A 20,983-nucleotide genomic window follows, 5' to 3' on the forward strand; every position below is an offset into this window, starting at 1 on the left:
TTCACTCCAATCTTATGATTTGCCGTTATCTTCGGCAGATGCGCCTTTTTCAAGCGCCTTCCAGGATAATGTTGCACATTTGATGCGGGCTGGGAATTTTGCCACTCCCTGCAGCGCCTCAATGTCACCAAGATCAATGGAATCGTCGTATTCTTTTCCTAGCATCATATCGGAGAAAATCTGAGACATTTTCAAAGCTGTTTCAATATCTTTCCCTTTAATCGCCTGCGTCATCATAGAGGCAGATGCCATCGAAATAGAGCATCCTTCTCCTTCAAATTTCGCATCAGTGACTTTTTCGTCCTCGATTTTCATCGTAAGACGAATGCGGTCACCACACGTTGGGTTGTTCATATCGACGACAATGCTGTCGTTTAACACACCTTTGTTTCTCGGATTTTTATAATGATCCATAATCACTTGTCTGTACAGTGTGTCTAAGTTTACATTAAAAGACATTCGTAAAATACTCCTTTGTCTTACGGAGCGCTGCAATGAGCTCGTCAATCTCTTCTTCTGTATTATACAGATAGAAGCTTGCTCTTGCAGTCGCTGATACACCAAGCCATTTCATGAGCGGCTGTGCACAGTGATGTCCAGCACGAATGGCGACACCTTCTGTATCCAGAACAGTTGACGCATCATGCGGATGGACGTCGTCTAAGTTAAACGTCACAAGTCCAGCCCGGTGCTGCGGTCCATAAACAGTCGCACCTTCAAGCTCCTTAAAGCGCTCAAGCGCGTAAGTGGCAAGCTGATGCTCGTAACGGCTGACTTCCTCCATACCGATTTCATTTAAGAAATCAATCGCTTTTCCTAGTCCGACTGCTCCTGCAATAATCGGTGTTCCCGCTTCAAATTTCCACGGCAGCTCTTTCCAAGTGGAATCATATAGATCCACAAAGTCGATCATTTCACCGCCAAACTCAGCAGGCTCCATATTATTCAAAAGGTCCTTCTTCCCGTAAAGCACACCGATACCAGTCGGTCCACACATTTTATGCCCAGAGAATGCGAAAAAGTCACAATCTAGATCCTGAACATCAATTTGCATGTGCGGGGTACTTTGCGCACCATCGACGACAATAATGGCACCATGATCGTGCGCAATTTTGGTGATCTCTTTAATCGGGTTGATGGTTCCTAGTACGTTTGAGACATGTGTGACAGCGACGATTTTCGTTTGATGTGTGATCGTTTGCTTCACATCTTCAAGCGATAGCGTGCCGTCTTCCTGTAACGGAATATATTTTAATGTGGCGCCAGTTGCTTTTGCTGCTTGCTGCCAAGGGATGATATTCGCATGATGCTCCATGTGCGTAATGACAATCTCATCGCCTTCTTTGAGGTTTGCTCTTGCATAGCTGATCGCCACTGTGTTCAGTGCTGTTGTTGTACCTCTAGTAAAAATAATCTCCTGGACAGATGAAGCACGGATGAATGCACGAACTTTCTCTCTGGCACCCTCGTATGCGTCCGTTGCTTTTGTTCCAAGGGTATGAACACCCCGGTGGACGTTCGAGTTGTAAGACCGGTAATACTCATTCATTGCATCAATGACCACTCTTGGTTTTTGAGAAGTCGCCGCACTGTCCAAATACACCAAATCATGTCCGTTCACTTGCTGATGAAGGATTGGAAACTGCTCACGAACGTCTTTGATATTCATTATTTTACTTTCCTTTCAATCACAGAAACGAGCTGCTTTTTAACTCCTTCAATCGGCAGTTCTTTGACAACTGGATTTAAGAAGCCATAAATGACAAGTCTTTCTGCATCTTCTTTGGAAACCCCTCGGCTCATGAGGTAATACAATTGAATTGGATCTACACGTCCAACAGAAGCAGCGTGCCCTGCTGTTACATCATCTTCATCGATTAAAAGAATTGGGTTTGCGTCACCGCGTGCTTTCTCACTCAACATGAGGACACGTGATTCCTGTTCTGCATTTGACTTCGTTGCACCATGCTCGATTTTACCAATTCCGTTAAAGATAGAGGATGCTTGATCCTTCATCACACCATGCTTCAAGATATACCCTTCAGAGTTTTTACCGAAGTGGATGATGCTTGTTGTAAAGTTTTCCGTTTGATTCCCGCGGCCAACAACAACTGATTTCGTATCACCGAATGTGCCATCGCCTATGAGCTTTGTGATGTTTTCAGACACTACGTCTCCATCATTCATAAGGCCAAGCGCCCATTCGATTTTACTGTCACGGCCATTTGCCATACCGCGTCTGTTCACATACACTGTGACACCTTCTGCAAGGTTATCTACTGCACCGTATGTGATGCGAGCATTTGCTCCTGTAAATACTTCAGAAACGATGTTGAAGATCGCTTCTTCCGGCTTTGCAGTACTAATGTAGTTTTCTACATATGTGACAGCACTATGATCGTCCGCTACGACAATGACATGGTTGAACAACGTGGTTTCGTCATTTTCATGAAGGTAGACTGCTTGAATTGGTGCTTCAAGCTCTACATTTTTCGGTACATAGAGGAAAGCTCCACCATTAACTAAAGCAGCGTGTAAAGCTGTTAGTTTATGCTCATCCACTTTCACCGCGTCTGTCATGAAATATTTTTCCACTAAATCTGAATGTTCGCGGATCGCTGTATGAATATCAGTGAAGATCACGCCTTTGTCTTTTGCTTCAGCTGAAAGAGACAAGTATGCTGGCGTTTGATCACGCTGAATGTAGACCGTCTTATCCGTGTCCTCTAGATCAATCAGCGATTTCACTTCTTCTGGAAGCTCTTCTAATGATGCAAATGGCGCACTTTCGACTGTATGCTGTTTGAAATTGGTTAAATTCCATTTTGAAATGTTCGTTTTGTCAGGCTTTGGCATTGGGAGATCTTCTGCTTTTTCAAGAGCCTGTAAGCGAAGGGAACTCATCCATGCCGGTTCCTGATGCTTCTCGGAGAAGCTTTTGACATAATCTTGATCTACTGATAATTTCGTTTCTAATGTCATCAATAATCCTCCTAACGCTTACGCTTCTTGACCAACAGTTTCGTCTTCAATTCCTAACTCTTTTTTAATCCAGTCATAGCCTTCTGCTTCTAAACGCTGTGCAAGTTCTGGTCCGCCAGATTTCACGATACGTCCTTGCATCATCACATGGACATGATCTGGTGTGATGTAGTTCAGTAGACGCTGATAGTGAGTGATCATTAAGCAGCCGAAGCTTTCGCCGCGCATTTGATTAATTCCTTTAGAAACAACTTTCAAGGCATCGATATCAAGACCAGAATCGATTTCGTCAAGGATGGCGATCTTTGGTTCAATCATCATTAATTGAAGAATTTCGTTGCGTTTTTTCTCCCCGCCTGAGAATCCTTCGTTTAGGTAGCGCTGTGCCATATCTGGGTCCATTTCAAGGAACTCCATGTTTTCGTCCATTTTGCGGATGAATTTCATAAGAGAGATTTCATCGCCTTCTTCTCTGCGTGCGTTAATAGCAGAACGAAGGAAGTCAGCATTTGTCACACCGCTGATTTCAGATGGGTATTGCATCGCAAGGAAAAGACCTGCTTGAGCGCGCTCATCTACTTCCATTTCAAGTACATCTTCGCCATCAAGCAAGATGCTACCTTTTGTGACTTCATATTTCGGGTGACCCATAATGGCAGCAGATAAAGTAGATTTACCTGTACCGTTTGGTCCCATTACTGCGTGGAATTCTCCACCTTTTATCTCGAGGTTTACACCCTTTAAGATTTCTTTCCCTTCAATCTCAACGTGCAAGTCCTTAATTGTTAATGTCGAAGCAGTCATATATCGATACCTCCAAAATAATCATTATTCTCAATTTATTCTCATTCTAATTTTATAACAAATTAAAACTGAATACAACACATTCACGATATGCGTGAGAGGATGCTCTCAAAATTCTAACAAAAAATGCAGGTAGATAAAAGGATTTATGTCGAAAAGACTGTTTCCATAAAGAAAGGACGGGAAACTGTTCTCCCCGCCCCTTAGCTATCAATAGCCTCGTATATTCATTTTTGCGAGCTGCCTTTTCTCATCTCGATAGGACTGCTCTCGTTTATATTCCACTTTCATCCGTAAGTCATGGTCTCTTTCGTACTCTGCATAGCTCATGCCATGAGATTTATGCATGGCCTTTTCCATCTCGGCGGTATAATCCAATCCCAGTGTACTCTGGTCCGAACAAATAATAAACCATTCCCTTCTTTTAGTGTAGCTTTATTATATCAAAGGAATGCTGCTTCACTCAAAAGGGATATAACGCGTTATGCTGGCATATTTTCTCACACACTCGGATGAGAAGCACTCAACTCTCCGAGATGGAAAGATACCATGTTTTCCTTCTATTAATGCGTCTGTCCTCCAAATTCATCAATACATTGCTGAACGACAGTGATTCCTTGGCTAAGGGCTGCCCCGCCTCCGAACGCTGCCGCCACACTAACGACCTCTAGTAAATTCTCTTCTGTCGCCCCTTGATCGAGCGCTCCCTTTGTATGATAAATCATGCAGTATTCATCCTGTGCATGAATGCTAATGCCAAGGGCAATCATTTGTTTTTCTTTTTGCGTTAATGAATCGCTTTGGAAGCACTGCTCCGTAAATTCATTAAATTTCTTCCCAAACACCGGCATTTTCTTCTGAAATTCACCCATTGCCGTTTTATAATCAGTCAGTGATTGCTGCATGGATCCGCTCATATGCTGTTCGTTCATCTTGATTCCATCCCTTCAGGTCATTTGTACGTTTTTATTATGAGCGAGATTTGAAAAAATACACAAAAAAACCTCGCTTTGATGAAAGCGAGGTTAACACATTGTTATTCAGATACCGGTAGTACAGCACCGTCATATTTTTTGTCGATGAATTCTTTGATTTTATCAGAGTGAAGAACTTCCATTAATGTCTTGATCTTATCTGATTTTTCTTCACCTTTGCGAACCGCCACGATGTTTGCATATGGGTTGTTCTTTGTTTGCTCAAGTTCAATTGAATCTTTTTTCGGATTCAATTTATTTTGAATCGCATAGTTGACGTTAATAAACACGGCATCGCCTTCACTGTTTTCATAAGCTTTCGCTGTTAGTTCAGGAGCGATTTTTTTGAACTTTAGGTTCTTCGGGTTTTCTTTAATGTTCTTTACTGTTGCGTTGATTGTATCAACTTTAGGATCAATCTTAATGACACCAGCATTTTGCAATAGTGCAAGCATACGGCCTTGTTCAGCTACGTTGTTTGTCATGATGATCGTTCCGCCGTTTGGAATCTCTTTGACTGATTTGTATTTCTTAGAGTAGATACCAAAAGGCTCAAGGTGAACAGCACCAGCACTTACTAGGTTATAATCTTTGTTTGATTTATTTTCTTCGTTTAAGTAAGGGATATGTTGGAAAAAGTTTGCATCCACTTCTTTTTCAGCTAACGCTTTGTTGTACATTTTATAATCACTAAGTACTTTCACTTTTAGATCGTAGCCTTTTTCTTTTAGAAGTGGTTTTGCTTCTTCAAGAATCTCGGCATGGGGTGTTTTTGAAGCGGCAACCGTAATGGTTTTGCTATCACTTGCGTTATTAGATGAACCGCATGCAGCTAAGATGCCTGCAAATGCTAGAAATAGTGCACTTAAAATCAATTTCTTCATGAATAAATCCTCCCTTAACGTTTATCAATTTTATTTGTAATCAAATCACCGATTATTTGAATAATAAAGACGATGATGAGAATAAACACAGTAGCTACAAGTGTGACATCTGTATTACCAGATTGGTATCCTTCCACATAAGCAAGGTCACCAAGTCCGCCTGCTCCAATTGCACCTGCGATCGCAGTAGAGCCAATTAGAGCAATAGCTGTTACGGTAATACCTGAAATGAGGGCTGGCAATGATTCTGGCAGCAATACTTTGAAAATAATCGTAGACGTTTTAGCTCCCATTGATCGTGCTGCTTCAATGACTCCTTTGTCTACTTCACGCAGTGCAATTTCGACAAGACGTGCATAGAATGGAGCTGACCCAATGACAAGGGCAGGGAGTGCTGCATTTGGACCTAGAATTGTATGCATTAAGAATTTCGTGAACCCTAATAAAAGAATAATTAAAATGATAAAAGGAATCGATCTGAAAATGTTGACGACTGCACCGATGACAGCATTGATCGGTTTATTTTCCCAAAGACCGCCTTTTCCTGTAAGGAAGAGCAGGAGTCCTAGGATAATCCCGATTGCAAAAGCAAATGCCAATGAAATGAGTGTCATATACACTGTTTCACCTGTTGCACTCCAGATGACGTCTAGATCAACGTTCGGAAACCATTTCTCAAACATGTGTCATCACCTCAATTTCAACCTGTTTGCTTTGGATATAGGCGATGGCTTTTTCTACCTCGGTCTCTTCTCCATTTATATGGATAAAGAGTGTTCCAAACGCGCCTTCCTGCGTTTGAGAAATCTTTCCTTGAAGGATGTTTACATCGACATTGAAGGATCGAATGATTTCAGTGATCAGCGGTTGCTCGGCAGAATCGCCAATAAAGGACAACCGTACGACCTGACCTTCTTTTACACGCTCTAAGACGTGCTCGATTGTTTCTTTCGCTTCCTCTGGTTCAGCAAGCTGCTGTACAAATCGCTTCGTCATCTCTTCCTTCGGCTGTCTGAAGACGCGTAATACTTCGCCTTCTTCGACAATGCGTCCATTTTCCATGACCGCGACGCGATGACAAATTTTGCGAATGACGTGCATTTCGTGTGTGATGAGCACAATTGTCAGCCCTAAACGTTTATTGATATCCGCTAAAAGATCAAGGATAGAATCCGTTGTTTGCGGATCAAGCGCTGATGTTGCTTCGTCACAAAGAAGAACCTTTGGATCATTTGCTAATGCTCTCGCAATCCCCACACGCTGCTTTTGTCCGCCGCTAAGCTGAGACGGATACGCATTTTCTTTTCCTTCTAAACCGACTAATTTAATCAGTTCATTCGCACGCTCTCTCCGTTTCGATGTAGGTACACCTGCGATCTCAAGCGGGAACATAATATTTTGTCTCACTGTTCTTGACCAAAGTAGGTTAAAGTGCTGGAAAATCATGCTGATTTCTTGTCTTGCTTTCCGAAGTTTCGCATTCGATACTTCATTGATCCGGTTGCCTGCCACTTCAACAATTCCTTCTGTTGGCAGCTCCAGACCGTTTAATAGGCGAATAAGCGAGCTTTTTCCGGCACCGCTATACCCGATAATTCCGAATATTTCACCTTTACCAATATCCAAGTTGACGTCTTTCACGGCATCAACATTTCCGCTTTTTGAGTGGTACGTTTTTGATACATTCTGTAAATGGATCACAGTCTGCTCACCTGCTTTCTTGCTGAATCTATAGGTTGCCATCACATACGTTCATTTATTCTTCGTGCTGTCATGACTCTAGCCTGTTGCCAGGTCAGTAAAAAAGACCTAACTGCAACGCAAGCAGAAAGGCCTTTTATTTCAAATACGCCTTTCTCTCATCTTTCAAAGCGTTGCGGCTTTGAGTGAATTGGCACCAATTTCAGCTATGCTGACGGTTGCCGGGTTTCATAGGGCACGTCCCTCCACCTCTCTTAATAAGAGAAAATATGTTGTTTTATGTGATGTTCATGTTTTTACTAACGTAGAATATCATGCTACCCGAGATATGTCAACGCTGTAAATCGCTAATTTCCAAGTAAACGACTACGTTATCATTTTTCGAAAAAAACCGTTCGTCAGCCAAAGCACAGCCTCTAGTCTAAGAAGTGCACGGAATGAGCCTTTGACCTTGACTTGTCCCCTGCCAATGAGCTGCTGCAAGGACATGTCTCCATCTAATAATTGAAGAATTTCTTTCCTCTCACCATAAAAAATGAGATCCGATAACTCAATTGCAGGTAGTTTCTTCACTTCACCACGTTCATCCACAATCAATGTACAAGAGTCTGTTTCCGCCTCAAATGTAATCTTCAAGGATGAGGAGGAGAGTAGCGGCTTTAGCAATAATCGCTGCCCTGCGTTTCCATGGGCTTTCACTTTTTCCACATGTATAACCTCCCTGTCATTTGGTTATACATAACATTTCTCTACAAACATCGGCTTGTCCTTTATAAATAGCTCGACAAATTTTCAAATGAATTGCTTGAAATATGACAAAAAACCGCTTTATTTAGCGGTTTCAATCATTTCATGAAGATATGGAACTGAGTGAAAGGCATAGCCTTTTTGTATAATTTCACCTTTTTTAAACAGTAGAAAGCAAGGTACACTTTCGATTTCAAATGCTTTCGCAAATTCTGGTGAATAGTTTAAATTGTTCTCATAAAATGGAACATCCGGCTGCATGGCATCTACCACTGTGAGCATTTTCTTTGCCAGTTGGCATGTTCCGCAAAACGGTGTATATAAGTACAAAAGAAATAAATCGTCCTCTATCTCTTTGAATTCATGTTCTTCAATCTCTTTCATATACGTCCACCCTCATAAATATTTCGAATGAACATCAATGTTTGCAGCTAATATGATAGATGCAATGTGGGCTGACGGTGAAGCGGCCACTTCACGGTACGTTCTGTCGACAAACAGATGAAGTGCTTCAGGGAATTCTTTTCGAAATTGCTTCCTCAGTTTGTCGCCAGCATCGTCACTGTCTGCTAATATGTAAACGTCTTTTCCCAATAAATCGTCCACGAGCTGATCCAGCTTCGATGTACTGATCGTGCCATTGGTGCAAATGATGGTAACAGGTTCACTAATGACTTCTTTTAGCTTTTGTTTGTCTGATTTACCTTCTACAATGATGACCTTCTCTATCTCGACGTTCATCACGATCACCCGGCCCTTTTGACGTTGATTCACTTCTTCCTTAGATTACAATCTTTCATTCAGCTTGTAAAGATCGGGCACTTGGTCGACAAAAAGACTGCAGCACTCACTCACTGCAGCCTTAACTGTGATTAGCACCAGCCATTTTCATCGTCACAGTCTACATATTGTTCTGTCCCGTGGGTCAATGTATCTGACAGACGATAAAAACGATTTTGATCATAGGAATAACCCGATTTCAACTCATATTGATTTTCACTAATCATCGTGCCAATCTCTTCATTTTGATGGTAAAGCACCATGCCGCTTTCTTTGAATCGCCCAGTGACATGTTCTGTTATATCCACCTGTTCTTTTTGAAAAGACAAATTGGACACCCCCCATAAAGGTAGAGTGTCCAATTTCACATAAATTAGTCTTCTTTTGTCATTTCTTCGTATTGTTCAGCTGTCATTAAGTTCTCGATTTCAGATGCATCAGCTGGTTCTACAACAATCATCCATGCTTTTTCGTATGGAGAGTCATTCACGAATTCCGGGCTGTCATCCAACTCATCGTTCACTTCAACGATTGTGCCGTTGATCGGTGCATAAAGTTCAGAAACAGTTTTGACTGATTCTACACTTCCGAAAGGCTCGTCCGCTGTGATTTTGTCTCCTACTTCAGGAAGCTCAACGAACACGATATCGCCTAACTCAGATTGAGCAAAATGCGTAATACCGATACGCACCTTATCTCCTTCTACTTTGACCCATTCATGTTCTTCTGAATAACGTAAATCTTTTGGTGTGCTCATTCAATACCCCTCCAGTCTTTTCTTTCCGTCTATATTGAAGATACCACAATCTGAATGAAAGTTACATCATTTCCAGACGCTTTTAAATGTATCTTCATTAAATCCAACCGTGACTCTTTTACCGTCTGTTGTAATCGGACGCTTGATTAGCATTCCGTTAGACGCGAGTAATTCTAGCTGCTCGTCCTCTGACATTGCAGGAAGTTGATCTTTCAGTTGTAGCTCCCGGTATTTCTGTCCGCTTGTATTAAAGAATTTCTTCAGCTCTAAACCACTTTTTTCGTAAAGGGCTTTTAGGGTTTCTTTATCAGGCGTCTCTTCGACGATATGTATGCTGTTGATGTCTTTATTGTGTTCTTGAAGCCACTTTTTTGCTTTTCGGCATGTACCGCAAGATGGGTATTCGTAAAAATCTAAAGCCACCATTTTCACCTCCTGCAAATTGTGACAACATTTTATCACAAAATATTTTAAAAACCTAAATGTATGCTTACAAAAAGGTGCGGAGTGATATCCGCACCTTTCGAATCGTTCTTATACAATATATTTCTCTGCTTCGAAGATCCGTTTAGCCACCTCACGCTTTTTGGCGATGACATTGATCGGCGTGAATCTTGTCAGTTTGCGGAGAGCTGATAGGCTCATGCGCAGTGAATCCCCTTCTTCCATCGCGATCAAGGATTCTTTTGCATGGGCTTCAATCTTGAAAAAGGCTTCCTGCGTGAAAATTTGTGTGTAGGCGAGCTTTTGAGCGTTCTTTTCTGCGCCTGATAGAGCGAGTGCTTTTTCTGTACGCAGGATCGCTGATTCAGCAGCGAAAATCTCATTGACGATATCCGCTATATTCACAAGAATTTCTTGCTCTTTGTCTAATGCTTTCCCGTATTTCATCGCTGCCATACCTGCCACCATCAAGGCGATCTTTTTCGCATGGACGAGCAAATATTTTTCTTGATCGAGCGGCTGATCACCTGGTTCTTCCGGCATCATCATCATCAGCTCTTCCTGCAAGGTTTGCGCTTTTTGAAGAAGCGGAAGCTCCCCTTTCATCGCTTTCTTCAAGAATGTGCCTGGTACAAGCAAACGGTTGATTTCATTTGTACCTTCAAAAATACGGTTAATTCTTGAATCACGATAGGCTCTTTCCACCTCGTATTCTTGCATGAATCCGTAACCGCCGTGAATTTGCACACCTTCATCCACGATATAATCTAATGTTTCAGAGCCAAGCACTTTACAGAGAGAACATTCAATTGCATATTCAGCAATGGATTGAGCAATTTGTTTCCCGTCCTTTTGCTCTTCTTCACTTAATAGACCCATCCGCTGTTCAAATAGCCCGACTGTGCGGTAAACAGCACTTTCCATCGCATAAAGCTTTGCTGACATATTGGCTGCTTTTTCTCCAATTAAGCTAAATTGAGAAATTGGTGTTTTGAACTGCTTACGCTGGTTCGCATACTCCGCCGATAATTGAATGACCCGTTTTGATGCACCGATTGTGCCGACAGCCAGCTTGTAGCGTCCGATATTCAAAATGTTGAAGGCTATCACATGTCCTCTGCCTGCTTCACCAAGCAAATTCTCCTTCGGCACTTGGGCATCTTCCAAAATTAACGTTCTCGTCGATGATCCCTTAATGCCCATCTTTTTCTCCTCAGGTCCAGTTTTGACACCTGGAAAATCCTTTTCTACGATAAAAGCAGAGAAGTGTTCACCGTCAATCTTCGCATACACAACAAAGACATCTGCAAATGCGGAGTTCGTGATCCACTGCTTTTCTCCATTGAGGACATAATGGGTTCCAGCATCATTCAGGACCGCGGTTGTTTTTGCCCCAAGAGCGTCAGAGCCGGATCCTGGCTCTGTTAGTGCGTACGCTGCAATGGTCTCGCCAGAGGCGAGTCCAGGTAGGTACGTTTCCTTTTGCGCTTGATTTCCGAACAGCACGATTGGCAGAGAACCAATGCCAACATGAGCGCCATAGGAAAGTGAGAAGCTACCTGCTCTGGCGAATTTTTCAGTAATGATGGCTGAACTGATTTTATCTAACCCAAGTCCGCCGAATTCCTCAGGCACGTCAGCTCCAAGCAGTCCAAGCTCCCCAGCCTTTTTTAGAAGGCGGACAGAATGCTCGAATTCATGATTTTCAATTTGATCTATATACGGAACAACATCTTGTAAAATATAATCCTCTGTTGTCTTTCCAATCATTTGATGCTCATCAGAGAAATCCTCTGGTGTAAAGATATGCTCATAATTCGTCTCATCAATTAAAAAGCTTCCACCCTTTTTTACATCTTCCATTGCTTTCATCCTGATTTCCCCCTTTAGATCAATTCAAAAATGCCTGCTGCTCCCATGCCCCCGCCGATACACATTGTCACAATGCCAAATTGCTCGTTTCTCCGTTTCATTTCATGAATCAGTGACAGCGTTAGTTTCGTTCCTGTACAGCCGAGCGGATGCCCTAACGCAATCGCCCCTCCATTGACATTCACCTTCTCTTCATCGATCCCTAAATGACGAATGACTTGAATCGCCTGAGAAGCAAAGGCTTCGTTTAATTCAAATAGCCCAATATCCTTCAGCTCAAGCCCAGCGATTTTCAGCGCACGCGGAATGGCTTCAACTGGACCTATTCCCATCACCTCAGGCGGTACACCGCCAACTGCAAACGCTCTAAACTTGGCAAGTGGCTGAAGTGAAAGAGAAGATGCTTTCGCGCGATCCATCATCATCACACATGCCGCGCCATCACTTGTTTGTGAAGAGTTTCCTGCGGTCACTGTGCCTTTTGTTGAGAAAGCAGGTCGTAAGGTTGAGAGAATTTCCTCTGTTGTGCCAGCTCTCACGCCTTCATCCTGTGAGAACGTAAATGGATGTTCTTCTAATTGATATTGCTCTCCTACCCGTCTTTCCGTTACATCAACGGGCACAATTTCATCTGAAAATTTTCCTTCCTGCAATGCCTTTGCTGCCTTTTGATGACTTCTCACCGCAAAGGCGTCTTGATCTTGACGTGTGACCTGATACTTTTGCGCCACTTGCTCCGCCGTGTGACCCATGCTCATGTAGTATTCAGGCGCTTGCTCTGCCAACAGAGCATTCGGACGAATGGAATGACCCATCATAGGGACTTGCGACATCGATTCGACTCCTCCGGCTAAAATCGTTTCTGCCTGACCAAGCATGATTCGTTCACCCGCATAAGCGATAGACTGAAGACCAGACGAACAGTAGCGGTTAATGGTGATGGCAGGTACCGTATAAGGCAGCCCAGCTAATGCCCCAATATTCCGGGCCACATTTAACCCTTGCTCTGCTTCTGGCGTCGCACATCCGATAATCAAATCATCGATCTGCCCGTCGTAATCACCCGCGCGCTTTAGCGTTTCTTTGACACACAATGCGCCCATATCATCAGGCCTGACATGTTTTAACGATCCTTTTTTGGCCTTCCCTACTGGTGTTCTTGCGCCAGCCACAATGACTGCTTCTCTCATTTTGACTCCCCCCTAGTTACGTAAAGGTTTTCCTTTGACGAGCATGTGCTGCATGCGTGCCTGTGATTTCACTTCTCCTACAAGACTTAAAAAGGCTTCTCTTTCAAGCTCTAATAAGTATTGTTCATCCACCTCTGTACCAAATGGCAACTTACCGCCAGAAATGACATGAGCTAACTTTTTCGCAATGGTCATGTCGTGCTCTGAAATGTATCCAGACAATCTCATATTTTCAGCAGCCAATATCATCGCTGCATAGCCTGTTTCTCCCATGACGGGTACCTTTTGCTTGAGCGGCGCACGGTAGCCTGCTTCATCAAGAGAAAGAACCAGTTGTTTCGCATTATAGATTAAATGATCACCGTTCATGCTAATCCGATCATTCACGCGCAGCATCTTCATATCACGCGCTTCCTCAGCTGAAGTCGAAACTTTTGCCATCGCAATCGTTTCAAAAGTTTGCAGCGTTGCATCTTGTATAGCGGTCTGCGACGGTTTAGATGCTCCTTGCAGATGGCGAAGATATAACTCTTTGTTTCCTCCGCCGCCCGGAATCAGTCCGACCCCTGCTTCCACAAGTCCCATATACGTTTCACTGGACGCTTGTATAGCCGCTGCCGGGAGACAAAGCTCCGTCCCTCCTCCTAACGTCATGCCAAACGGTGCAGTAACGACTGGACGCTCGCTATATTTCACCTTCATCATCGCCTGCTGGAACCTGCGAATGACAAAGTCAATTTCAAAGAAATTATCGTCCTGCGCTTCCATTAAAATCAGGGCAAGATTTGCGCCAACACAGAAGTTCTTCCCTTGGTTTCCGATGACAAGCCCTTTATAATTCTTTTCCGTTTCATCTACAGCGCGATTGATCATATCAATGACATCAAGCCCAATGGCATTGCTTTTAGAGTGGAATTCAAGCAAGGCGACATCATCACCGATATCCATTAAGCTTGCACCTGTATTTTTGAAAATGACACCTTGTTTCTTTTTCAATCTAGCTAGAGAAATATTCTTTTCGTTTCCTTTCTCCTGTTCATAAGCCCCATTTTGATAAAAAGCACGCTCTCCTTCGGCATTCTCTTGATAGAATGTTTCATGTCCTTCTGACAGCATATCTTGCACCCATGCTGGGATGCTGTGACCTTCTGCTTCCATTCGACTGGCAGCTTTTTTGACACCAATCGCATCCCATAGCTCGAATGGGCCATGCTGCCAGCCAAATCCCCATTTCATGGCGTTATCGATGGACTGGATATCATCCGCAATCTCGCCTTTGAGTTGGGCTGAATAAAGAAGTACTGGTGCCGTCATGTTCCAGAGCAATTGCCCTGCACGCCCATCTTGATAAATAAGCGCTTTCAATTTTGCTTTTGTTCCCTTTTGCTGCTTCGCCATCTCAATGCCTGGGTCCTTCAGCTTCGTCCGTTCTCCATATGTGAGTGTCACAGGATCAAGCTCTAAAATGGTCTTCCCATTTTTTTGATAAAATCCTTGCCCTGCCTTGCTGCCAATCCACCCTTTTTCAAGCATTCTTTCAATGAACTCAGGCAGCTGGAAAATATCCTTCTCCTTTCCTTCTACCTGTTCATATACGTTGCGGGCAACATGAGAAAACGTGTCGAGTCCGACCACATCAAGTGTACGGAAGGTCGCACTTTTCGGTCTGCCAATGAGGGGACCTGTGACAGAATCCACTTCTCCGATTGTGTATTTGTTCTCAAGCATTTCACGCACTGTGACAAGTAGTCCATAAGTACCAATACGGTTGGCAATAAAGTTCGGCGTATCTTTCGCTTCAACAACGCCCTTTCCGAGAGCATCCTCACCAAACGTTTTCATAAATGTAAGTACTTCTGGATCTGTTTCTTGAATAGGAATCATTTCTAAGAGCTTTAAATATCGAGCTGGGTTAAAAAAATGAGTGCCTAAGAAGTGGCGTTTAAAATCATCTGATCGGCCTTCTGCCATTTTTTCAACAGAAATACCAGAAGTATTGCTTGATACGATACTGCCTTCTTTGCGGTGCTCATCAATGAGAGAGAATACGTGTTGTTTAATGCTGAGCTTTTCAGTGACGACTTCGATGATCCAGTCAGCTTCGTATAATAAGGAAAGGTGATCTGTGAGATTTCCGGGTGTGATGTATGATAGGTTTTTTGCTGAAGTAAGAGGTGCTGGCTTTTGCTTTAACAACTTTTTCATCGCTTCTTGACTTAATCTATTCCGAACACTAGGGTGATCAAGCGTGCGCTTTTTTGCCGTTTCTTCCTTTGTCAGTTCATTTGGCACAATATCTAGCAATGTTACTGGTATCCCGATATTGGCTAGATGCGCAGCAATGCCTGAGCCCATGACACCTGAACCAATGACAGCCGCCTTGCGAATATGTTTGCCCATAAATATCCCCCTAAACATTTTGAATGAACAGTCATTCATTTTTTGTCCAAAAAAAAGCAATACCTCTTCCTTTATCTTAAAAGATTTTCGGAAACAGTTCAATAGCAGATTTCAAAAATTTACACATTCTCTTGTGCTTGACATTACAGCGTATGAATTAAAGACGAGGGGGAAATGTAAGAATGGAGGTGATGTCCACATGTCTCGTTTGAAGAAAAATCCATCGAAAGCAGGCGTAAGTGCTGCAAGTGTAAAAGGAAACGCAGGTCCATCACAGGAAGCAGACCTAGGCGGAAAAAAGACCAGTCAAAATCAGCAATATAAAAAGAATCAGTAAGGAAACAAAATTGTAAGGAGGAACACACCTTGAACAATCAGCAAATGAATATGCCCCCGCAAGTCATTTCAGTAAAGGATTCCTTGTACTTAGAGGATATGCTGAATTGGAACTTGATCGCTATGAAAAAGGCTCACTTTATGGCCGAGCATTGCCAGGACCAAACATTGAAACAAGAATTAAACCAAGTGGGCCAAATGCACCATCAGCATTACACACAAATTCTTCAGCATTTAGGCAGCTCAGGGCAAGGCCAGTCTACTGGCTTTATGCAATAGGAGGAAAAAAACATGGAACAACAAAACCAACAAAAAATCGGGAATCCACAAACCCCGGTTCCCGCGACAACAAACATGAATGATCGTGATTTTATCACAGATCTGCTGTCGACTGAGAAATATATGACAAGTGGATATAACACAGCGCTCAATGAATTCAGTCATGAATCTCTTTACCAAGATATTCAGCGAATTGCGCTTGAAACACAGAAAACACAAAGACATTTATATGATGTCATGTTCAGATATGGCTGGTATTCTGTTGAAGCGGCTGACCAGCAAAAACTCCAGCAGGCACACCAGAAATTCCAGCAAACACTGACAGATCAATCTCCATACGGTTCATCACAGATGTCATAAAGAAAAAACCTGCTAGTATAAAGCTGGCAGGTTTTTAACAATCTTTTTTAGCTCGATGTGCTTCATTCAGTTGCTTGATCCGCTGAATGGTTTCTTTGATCTCCTCTTTTGCCTCTGGATACGTTTCGTTAAAATGCTTTGCTAAAGGCGGCATGCTTTTTGCAATGTGTGAGTAGATCACCCACTGTTTCACATCTTTTTTCAGTGCTTCGGTCGTTTCACCAAGCAGCAGCTCTGTATATTTATCAAGCAAGCCTTCAAGCTTTTCGTCTAATTCATTTCCCATTCATTTTCCGCCCCCTTTTTAAGAAAAAAGCCTGACTCTGTGCGTAACAGATGTCAGGCTTTTGACATACGATTATCTTGCAGCAAGAAATGTCTCGGCTTGTGCCTGCTGTACAATACAACGTCCTCTGCCGTGCGGAATACATAATGGTGTTCCGAATAAAGGATCTGTTGTCACTTGGCAGTTCATATCAAAGACATTTTTCACGAGATCACAGTTAATGACGGTTTCCGGTCTTCCTTCTGCATAAATCGACTTGTCTTTAATGGCAACAAGGTGATGCGCATATCTGCATGCGAGATTGAGGTCATGAAGAACCATCACAATCGTGCGCTGCTCCTTTTCATTTAAGTCAAAAAGAAGGTCAAGGATTTCAATTTGATGCGTCATGTCTAAATACGTCGTCGGCTCATCTAACAAGATAATATCTGTCTCCTGCGCTAACGTCATCGCAATCCATGCACGCTGTCTTTGTCCACCTGATAATGAATCAACCGTTCGATCAGCGAGGTCTTCCATCTTTGTTGACTTCAGTGCGCGATTCACCGCTTCTTCGTCTTGCTTCGACCACTGCTTCAGCCAATTTTGATAAGGATATCTACCTTGCTTCACTAGCTGATGCACGGTTAATCCTTCTGGCGCTTCTGGTCCTTGTGGAAGAATGGCGAGCTGTTTCGCTACTTCCTTTGTTGGTAATTTTGCAATGGAATGACCTTCAAGCAGGACAGAACCACCCATTGGCTTCATAAGACGGGCCAAAGAGCGAAGTAGCGTGGATTTACCGCATCCATTGCTGCCAATAAATACTGTGATTTCACCCTTAGGGATTGATACATTTAGTTCATCTATGATCATTGTTTCTCCGTAGCCTAAGCTTAAACCTTCAGTAGAAATGGCACTCATTCCGCTCAAACGCTCCTTTTCTCATCCAAATTTTTATATTGAATATCGTCTATGTATAGACGTAAAAGATCACTTATCTCAATTTAGTGTATCAGATTTAAGTGATCTTGAAAATCATTTTCAATTAAAAATTGAGAAAGTCTCGTTTACTTCTTTTTTTGGAATGTACGTTTTGTCCCATCTTCGAGCTTTATATCGACCTGAATCCGCTGATAATCGTCATCTAAATTAAAAGCAGCTAACAGTTCATTTACATACGTCTCATTCAGCTTTGCACTAGGAATAGACATATCATTTAACTTCATTTTCATCTCTCGCAGAGCTTCTTCTCCCTCATAGCGGACACCATTCATATGATCGCGAATGAGCGCTTCTTCTTTGCCGCTCGCCTGACGGTAGGTAGCTTCGTATAGCTCGTTTTTTTGTCCATATTGTACTTGGAAGTGCAGATGCTGAAATGGCAGTTCCTTCATTTGAACAGCTGACAGACTCTCTGCTTCTGCTTCATTTGTATGTTGTAACGGTTCGATTGATTGACAGCCGGACAGCATAAAGAGCAGCACTCCTATTAGTCCCGCCTTCTTCCAACACATCATGTGTTTCCTCCTATTTCACATCATCGTTTTTTATTCTTCTCCAAGCTTCTTTTCGTTATTCAACTAAACACTGTGTTATGGTAAATGAAAACAAAACATATACGCCAAAAGGAGAACCAGATGATGAAAAAAACAGCCATTGTGACTGGTGCCAATAGCGGCTTTGGAAAACTCATCACGATGCGCCTCGCCAAGCAAGGTTATACAGTGATTGCTGGTGTCAGGCAGGAAGCCAATGCCAAAAAACTCGCCGAAGAAATGAAGCAAGCCTCTTTATTCGAATCTATACATATTGAAGCATTAGATGTGACGGACACGCAGTCGATTCAAGCATTTAAGAAAAAGCTAGATGCCTATGCACCCATCACCTTGCTTGTGAACAATGCAGGGACAGCCTATGCTGGTTTTGCTGAAGAGGTTCCTATTGACACGTACCGCGAGCAGTTCGAGGTGAATGTCTTTGGTGTAATGGCAATGACACAAGCGGTTCTTCCGTTCATGACAAGTGGTGCAAAGATATTCAATATGAGCAGCATCAGCGGGTTAATGGGAATGCCCGCGCTCTCTCCGTATGTATCGTCCAAGTTTGCTTTAGAGGGCTATACTGAGAGCTTGCGGATTGAACTGGCTTCGTTTGGGATACAGGCGGCCTTGATCGAGCCAGGCTCTTTCCAAACAAATATTTGGAACACCTCCATGAACGAACAGATGATTCAGCCAGCAAAAGATTCTAAATACACAAGCATCTATCAAAAGATGATGGGCTACATCGATGCCCAGAAATCAAACTACGGAGATCCTCGTGAAGTCGCGGATCTCGTTGTCACACTTGCAGAGAAGAAACAGCTAAAACAACTAAGATATCTTGTTGGGAAAGGCGTTCGACTTTCATTCATAGCAAAGCAACTCTTGCCTTGGAACTTGTGGGAAAAAATCATCTTACGTACACTCTCATCAAAAAAATAAGCACAAAAAAACAGGTGGACCTTTCATCCACCTGTTTTCATTTATTCGTTATCAGACTGTCCAAGGGTAATATCTAGGTTTTTGTTCTTCCCATCACGGATAACGGTCATTGTGGCTTTATCGCCAATCTTTGTTTCTTTGTAAAGAATTTCTTTCAGCTGAGAGCTGTTCGCCACGTCTTTCCCTTTAAACTTGATGATCACATCTCCAGATTTCAAGCCTGCCTTTTGTGCAGGTGATCCTTTTGATACATCTTTTACGTAAATGCCTTTGCCGATTTGTTTATCAAATAATCCGAGCGTATTTTCCTGATACGTTTCAGGCACTTGCTCAAGGTCAATCATTTGTACGCCAAGGTAAGGACGTTCGACTTTTCCATTTTTCAATAACTCATCTACAATCGGTTTCACATCGTTACTTGGGATCGCGAATCCGAGTGATTCCACACCGCTTTCGCTGATTTTCAAGCTGTTGATACCAATGACTTGACCATTCGTATTGATCAGTGGACCTCCACTGTTCCCTGGGTTGATCGCTGCATCTGTTTGCAGCACATTCATCTCAACAGTACCAGATGACGTATTCGCTTCAACGGTACGGTCAACACCACTAATAATCCCTTCTGTCACAGTACCTGAGAACTGCGCACCGAGCGGATTTCCAATGGCGATTACTTTGTCTCCAGCACGAAGCTTAGAAGAGTCACCAAAGCTTGCCACTTTATCAATACCGTCAGCGTTAATCTCGACAACGGCTAAATCTGTCATGACGTCACTACCAACTAGCTTCGCTTCTTTTGTTTTCCCATCATAAAGCGTGACCTTTAATTTATTGGCACCCTCGACTACGTGGTTATTTGTAATAATGTACGCCTTCTTGCCATCCTTTTTGAAGATGACACCTGAACCCGTTCCAGCTTCAGCTTCTGTTGAATCACCGCTAAGACCGAACGAATTTTGTGTAGATTGATAGTTTGAAACCCCTACAATAGTCGGCTCTAAATCTTCTACCATATCAGCTACATTCGTAGCATTTGTGATTTGTTTTGTTGAGAAATTATCAGAGGTTGCTGGTTCACTTGACGCTGTTTGGGTTTGAGTGTTTGCGGCTGTATCCTGTGACTGCGGCAAAAGCGGCGTAATGCCAAGCACAAGACCTCCGCCAATAATCCCTCCAAGAATCGGGCTCAGCCATGCTGCCTTCCGTTTTTTCTCTTTTTTAGAAGCACGGTCATCCATCATTTGAGGAGATTTGTTTGTCACACTCTCCTGAGATGCAGATGTTTCGTTTTCATGATGGTGAAAAACGAGTTCTTTCTCTTTTTGTGGTTCGTCTATTTGTTGTTCATTCTCTTGATGTGTTTCTTCTTGATGTGCGTCTTCTTGATGATTCATCTTTTTCTCTTCATCTTCTCTTCGGAAATCCATCGCTTGCACTCCTTTGCATCATTTTCATGACATGCTTCATTCATATGTGTAGATAGGACTCATGTCCTCTTAATGGCAAAATCATTGAAAATACTTTATGGCAATATGTCAAATTATATAATACTTATTCATAGAAAAAAAGCAAGGTGCGCACATTGGTGAAAAGCACCTATTTATCAGCTTTTTGTCTATGCCCTTTTTTCCCTTGAGCTTATCATAATCAAACATTATGGGATAATGATGAGAAGAATATGTGAAATTGTGAAAAAAGCGTGTGATTGTTGACATGCCGCCT

The 20,983-nt window shown here is 42.7% G+C and carries 26 protein-coding genes and 1 riboswitch; of the genes, 4 read left to right on the forward strand and 22 right to left on the reverse strand.

Annotation, left to right across the window (positions count from 1 at the left end; all coding sequences use genetic code 11):
- Positions 1-12: 12 nt before the first annotated feature.
- From sufU to C6W18_RS06615, 18 genes are all read right to left on the reverse strand, one after another.
- Entirely contained in the window at positions 13-459 is a 447-nt protein-coding gene (gene sufU, locus C6W18_RS06535) for a Fe-S cluster assembly sulfur transfer protein SufU (RefSeq protein WP_012011181.1), read from the reverse strand.
- Entirely contained in the window at positions 449-1,669 is a 1,221-nt protein-coding gene (locus tag C6W18_RS06540; RefSeq protein WP_105926778.1) for a cysteine desulfurase, read from the reverse strand. Before C6W18_RS06540 ends, sufU begins: the two co-directional genes overlap by 11 nt.
- The gene (sufD, locus tag C6W18_RS06545) at positions 1,669-2,982 is read right to left on the reverse strand and encodes a Fe-S cluster assembly protein SufD (RefSeq protein WP_105926781.1); all 1,314 of its coding nucleotides are present in this window, start codon (positions 2,980-2,982) and stop codon (positions 1,669-1,671) included. Before sufD ends, C6W18_RS06540 begins: the two co-directional genes overlap by 1 nt.
- Before the next feature lie 18 nt (positions 2,983-3,000).
- The gene (sufC, locus tag C6W18_RS06550) at positions 3,001-3,786 is read right to left on the reverse strand and encodes a Fe-S cluster assembly ATPase SufC (RefSeq protein ID WP_034316968.1); all 786 of its coding nucleotides are present in this window, start codon (positions 3,784-3,786) and stop codon (positions 3,001-3,003) included.
- Between the two features lie 210 nt (positions 3,787-3,996).
- Complete coding sequence (locus C6W18_RS20015; RefSeq protein WP_167331417.1) at positions 3,997-4,134, reverse strand: YuzK family famiily protein; 138 nt, start codon at positions 4,132-4,134, stop codon at positions 3,997-3,999.
- A 215-nt stretch (positions 4,135-4,349) separates the two neighbouring features.
- Positions 4,350-4,718, reverse strand: coding sequence for a carboxymuconolactone decarboxylase family protein (locus tag C6W18_RS06555; RefSeq protein WP_003212803.1), 369 nt, complete (start codon positions 4,716-4,718; stop codon positions 4,350-4,352).
- A gap of 104 nt (positions 4,719-4,822) precedes the next feature.
- Complete coding sequence (metQ, locus tag C6W18_RS06560) at positions 4,823-5,644, reverse strand: methionine ABC transporter substrate-binding lipoprotein MetQ (RefSeq protein WP_034316965.1); 822 nt, start codon at positions 5,642-5,644, stop codon at positions 4,823-4,825.
- 14 nt (positions 5,645-5,658) lie between these two features.
- On the reverse strand, positions 5,659-6,327 hold the full coding sequence (locus tag C6W18_RS06565) for a methionine ABC transporter permease (RefSeq protein ID WP_024423401.1): 669 nt from the start codon (positions 6,325-6,327) through the stop codon (positions 5,659-5,661).
- Complete coding sequence (locus C6W18_RS06570; RefSeq protein WP_105926783.1) at positions 6,320-7,345, reverse strand: methionine ABC transporter ATP-binding protein; 1,026 nt, start codon at positions 7,343-7,345, stop codon at positions 6,320-6,322. Before C6W18_RS06570 ends, C6W18_RS06565 begins: the two co-directional genes overlap by 8 nt.
- Positions 7,346-7,500: 155 nt before the next feature.
- A riboswitch (SAM riboswitch) is annotated at positions 7,501-7,609 on the reverse strand.
- Positions 7,610-7,711: 102 nt separating this feature from the next.
- Positions 7,712-8,053 carry an SCP2 sterol-binding domain-containing protein gene (locus C6W18_RS06575; RefSeq protein WP_034316958.1) on the reverse strand — a complete coding sequence of 114 codons (342 nt, stop codon included), beginning with the start codon at positions 8,051-8,053 and terminating at the stop codon, positions 7,712-7,714.
- Positions 8,054-8,173: 120 nt separating this feature from the next.
- Entirely contained in the window at positions 8,174-8,476 is a 303-nt protein-coding gene (locus tag C6W18_RS06580; RefSeq protein ID WP_105926785.1) for a thioredoxin family protein, read from the reverse strand.
- 12 nt (positions 8,477-8,488) lie between these two features.
- Entirely contained in the window at positions 8,489-8,833 is a 345-nt protein-coding gene (locus C6W18_RS06585) for a ribonuclease M5 (RefSeq protein ID WP_105927423.1), read from the reverse strand.
- A 131-nt stretch (positions 8,834-8,964) separates the two neighbouring features.
- Complete coding sequence (locus C6W18_RS06590; RefSeq protein ID WP_034316955.1) at positions 8,965-9,201, reverse strand: YusG family protein; 237 nt, start codon at positions 9,199-9,201, stop codon at positions 8,965-8,967.
- Positions 9,202-9,245: 44 nt separating this feature from the next.
- Positions 9,246-9,629, reverse strand: a complete 384-nt coding sequence (gcvH, locus tag C6W18_RS06595) for a glycine cleavage system protein GcvH (protein ID WP_008347039.1) — start codon at positions 9,627-9,629, stop codon at positions 9,246-9,248.
- A gap of 66 nt (positions 9,630-9,695) precedes the next feature.
- The gene (locus tag C6W18_RS06600) at positions 9,696-10,052 is read right to left on the reverse strand and encodes an arsenate reductase family protein (protein WP_105927424.1); all 357 of its coding nucleotides are present in this window, start codon (positions 10,050-10,052) and stop codon (positions 9,696-9,698) included.
- 111 nt (positions 10,053-10,163) lie between these two features.
- Positions 10,164-11,945, reverse strand: coding sequence for an acyl-CoA dehydrogenase family protein (locus tag C6W18_RS06605; RefSeq protein WP_105926787.1), 1,782 nt, complete (start codon positions 11,943-11,945; stop codon positions 10,164-10,166).
- A gap of 14 nt (positions 11,946-11,959) precedes the next feature.
- Positions 11,960-13,135, reverse strand: coding sequence for an acetyl-CoA C-acetyltransferase (locus C6W18_RS06610; protein WP_099727003.1), 1,176 nt, complete (start codon positions 13,133-13,135; stop codon positions 11,960-11,962).
- 12 nt (positions 13,136-13,147) lie between these two features.
- Positions 13,148-15,535 (reverse strand): 3-hydroxyacyl-CoA dehydrogenase/enoyl-CoA hydratase family protein, encoded by a 2,388-nt coding sequence (locus C6W18_RS06615; RefSeq protein WP_105926789.1) that lies wholly within the window; start codon positions 15,533-15,535, stop codon positions 13,148-13,150.
- A 199-nt stretch (positions 15,536-15,734) separates the two neighbouring features.
- On the opposite strand from C6W18_RS06615, the gene C6W18_RS06620 reads away from it, so the two are divergent.
- The 3 genes from C6W18_RS06620 to C6W18_RS06630 are packed head-to-tail and all read left to right on the forward strand — an operon-like array spanning position 15,735 to position 16,510.
- The gene (locus C6W18_RS06620) at positions 15,735-15,872 is read left to right on the forward strand and encodes a YuzL family protein (protein ID WP_003212904.1); all 138 of its coding nucleotides are present in this window, start codon (positions 15,735-15,737) and stop codon (positions 15,870-15,872) included.
- A 44-nt stretch (positions 15,873-15,916) separates the two neighbouring features.
- Entirely contained in the window at positions 15,917-16,150 is a 234-nt protein-coding gene (locus tag C6W18_RS06625) for a hypothetical protein (RefSeq protein ID WP_223250686.1), read from the forward strand.
- A gap of 12 nt (positions 16,151-16,162) precedes the next feature.
- Positions 16,163-16,510 carry a spore coat protein gene (locus C6W18_RS06630; RefSeq protein WP_105926791.1) on the forward strand — a complete coding sequence of 116 codons (348 nt, stop codon included), beginning with the start codon at positions 16,163-16,165 and terminating at the stop codon, positions 16,508-16,510.
- A 34-nt stretch (positions 16,511-16,544) separates the two neighbouring features.
- Here the strand turns inward: C6W18_RS06630 and C6W18_RS06635 are convergent, their stop codons facing one another.
- The 3 genes from C6W18_RS06635 to C6W18_RS06645 all read right to left on the reverse strand — a co-directional run bounded on the left by C6W18_RS06635 (position 16,545) and on the right by C6W18_RS06645 (position 18,292).
- Positions 16,545-16,796, reverse strand: coding sequence for a YusU family protein (locus C6W18_RS06635; protein WP_105926793.1), 252 nt, complete (start codon positions 16,794-16,796; stop codon positions 16,545-16,547).
- 72 nt (positions 16,797-16,868) lie between these two features.
- On the reverse strand, positions 16,869-17,699 hold the full coding sequence (locus C6W18_RS06640) for an ABC transporter ATP-binding protein (protein WP_008347057.1): 831 nt from the start codon (positions 17,697-17,699) through the stop codon (positions 16,869-16,871).
- A 146-nt stretch (positions 17,700-17,845) separates the two neighbouring features.
- A complete protein-coding gene (locus tag C6W18_RS06645) occupies positions 17,846-18,292 on the reverse strand; it encodes a YusW family protein (protein WP_189318069.1) in 447 nt (148 codons plus the stop codon).
- A gap of 126 nt (positions 18,293-18,418) precedes the next feature.
- On the opposite strand from C6W18_RS06645, the gene C6W18_RS06650 reads away from it, so the two are divergent.
- The gene (locus C6W18_RS06650; RefSeq protein WP_223251651.1) at positions 18,419-19,261 is read left to right on the forward strand and encodes an oxidoreductase; all 843 of its coding nucleotides are present in this window, start codon (positions 18,419-18,421) and stop codon (positions 19,259-19,261) included.
- Between the two features lie 41 nt (positions 19,262-19,302).
- Here the strand turns inward: C6W18_RS06650 and C6W18_RS06655 are convergent, their stop codons facing one another.
- Positions 19,303-20,688: a S1C family serine protease gene (locus C6W18_RS06655; protein WP_034316934.1), complete on the reverse strand. Its 1,386-nt coding sequence runs from the start codon at positions 20,686-20,688 to the stop codon at positions 19,303-19,305.
- Positions 20,689-20,983 lie beyond the last annotated feature (295 nt).

This window comes from Bacillus sp. LLTC93 (assembly GCF_002993125.1).
Taxonomy (GTDB): Bacteria; Bacillota; Bacilli; order Bacillales; family Bacillaceae; genus Bacillus; species Bacillus zhangzhouensis.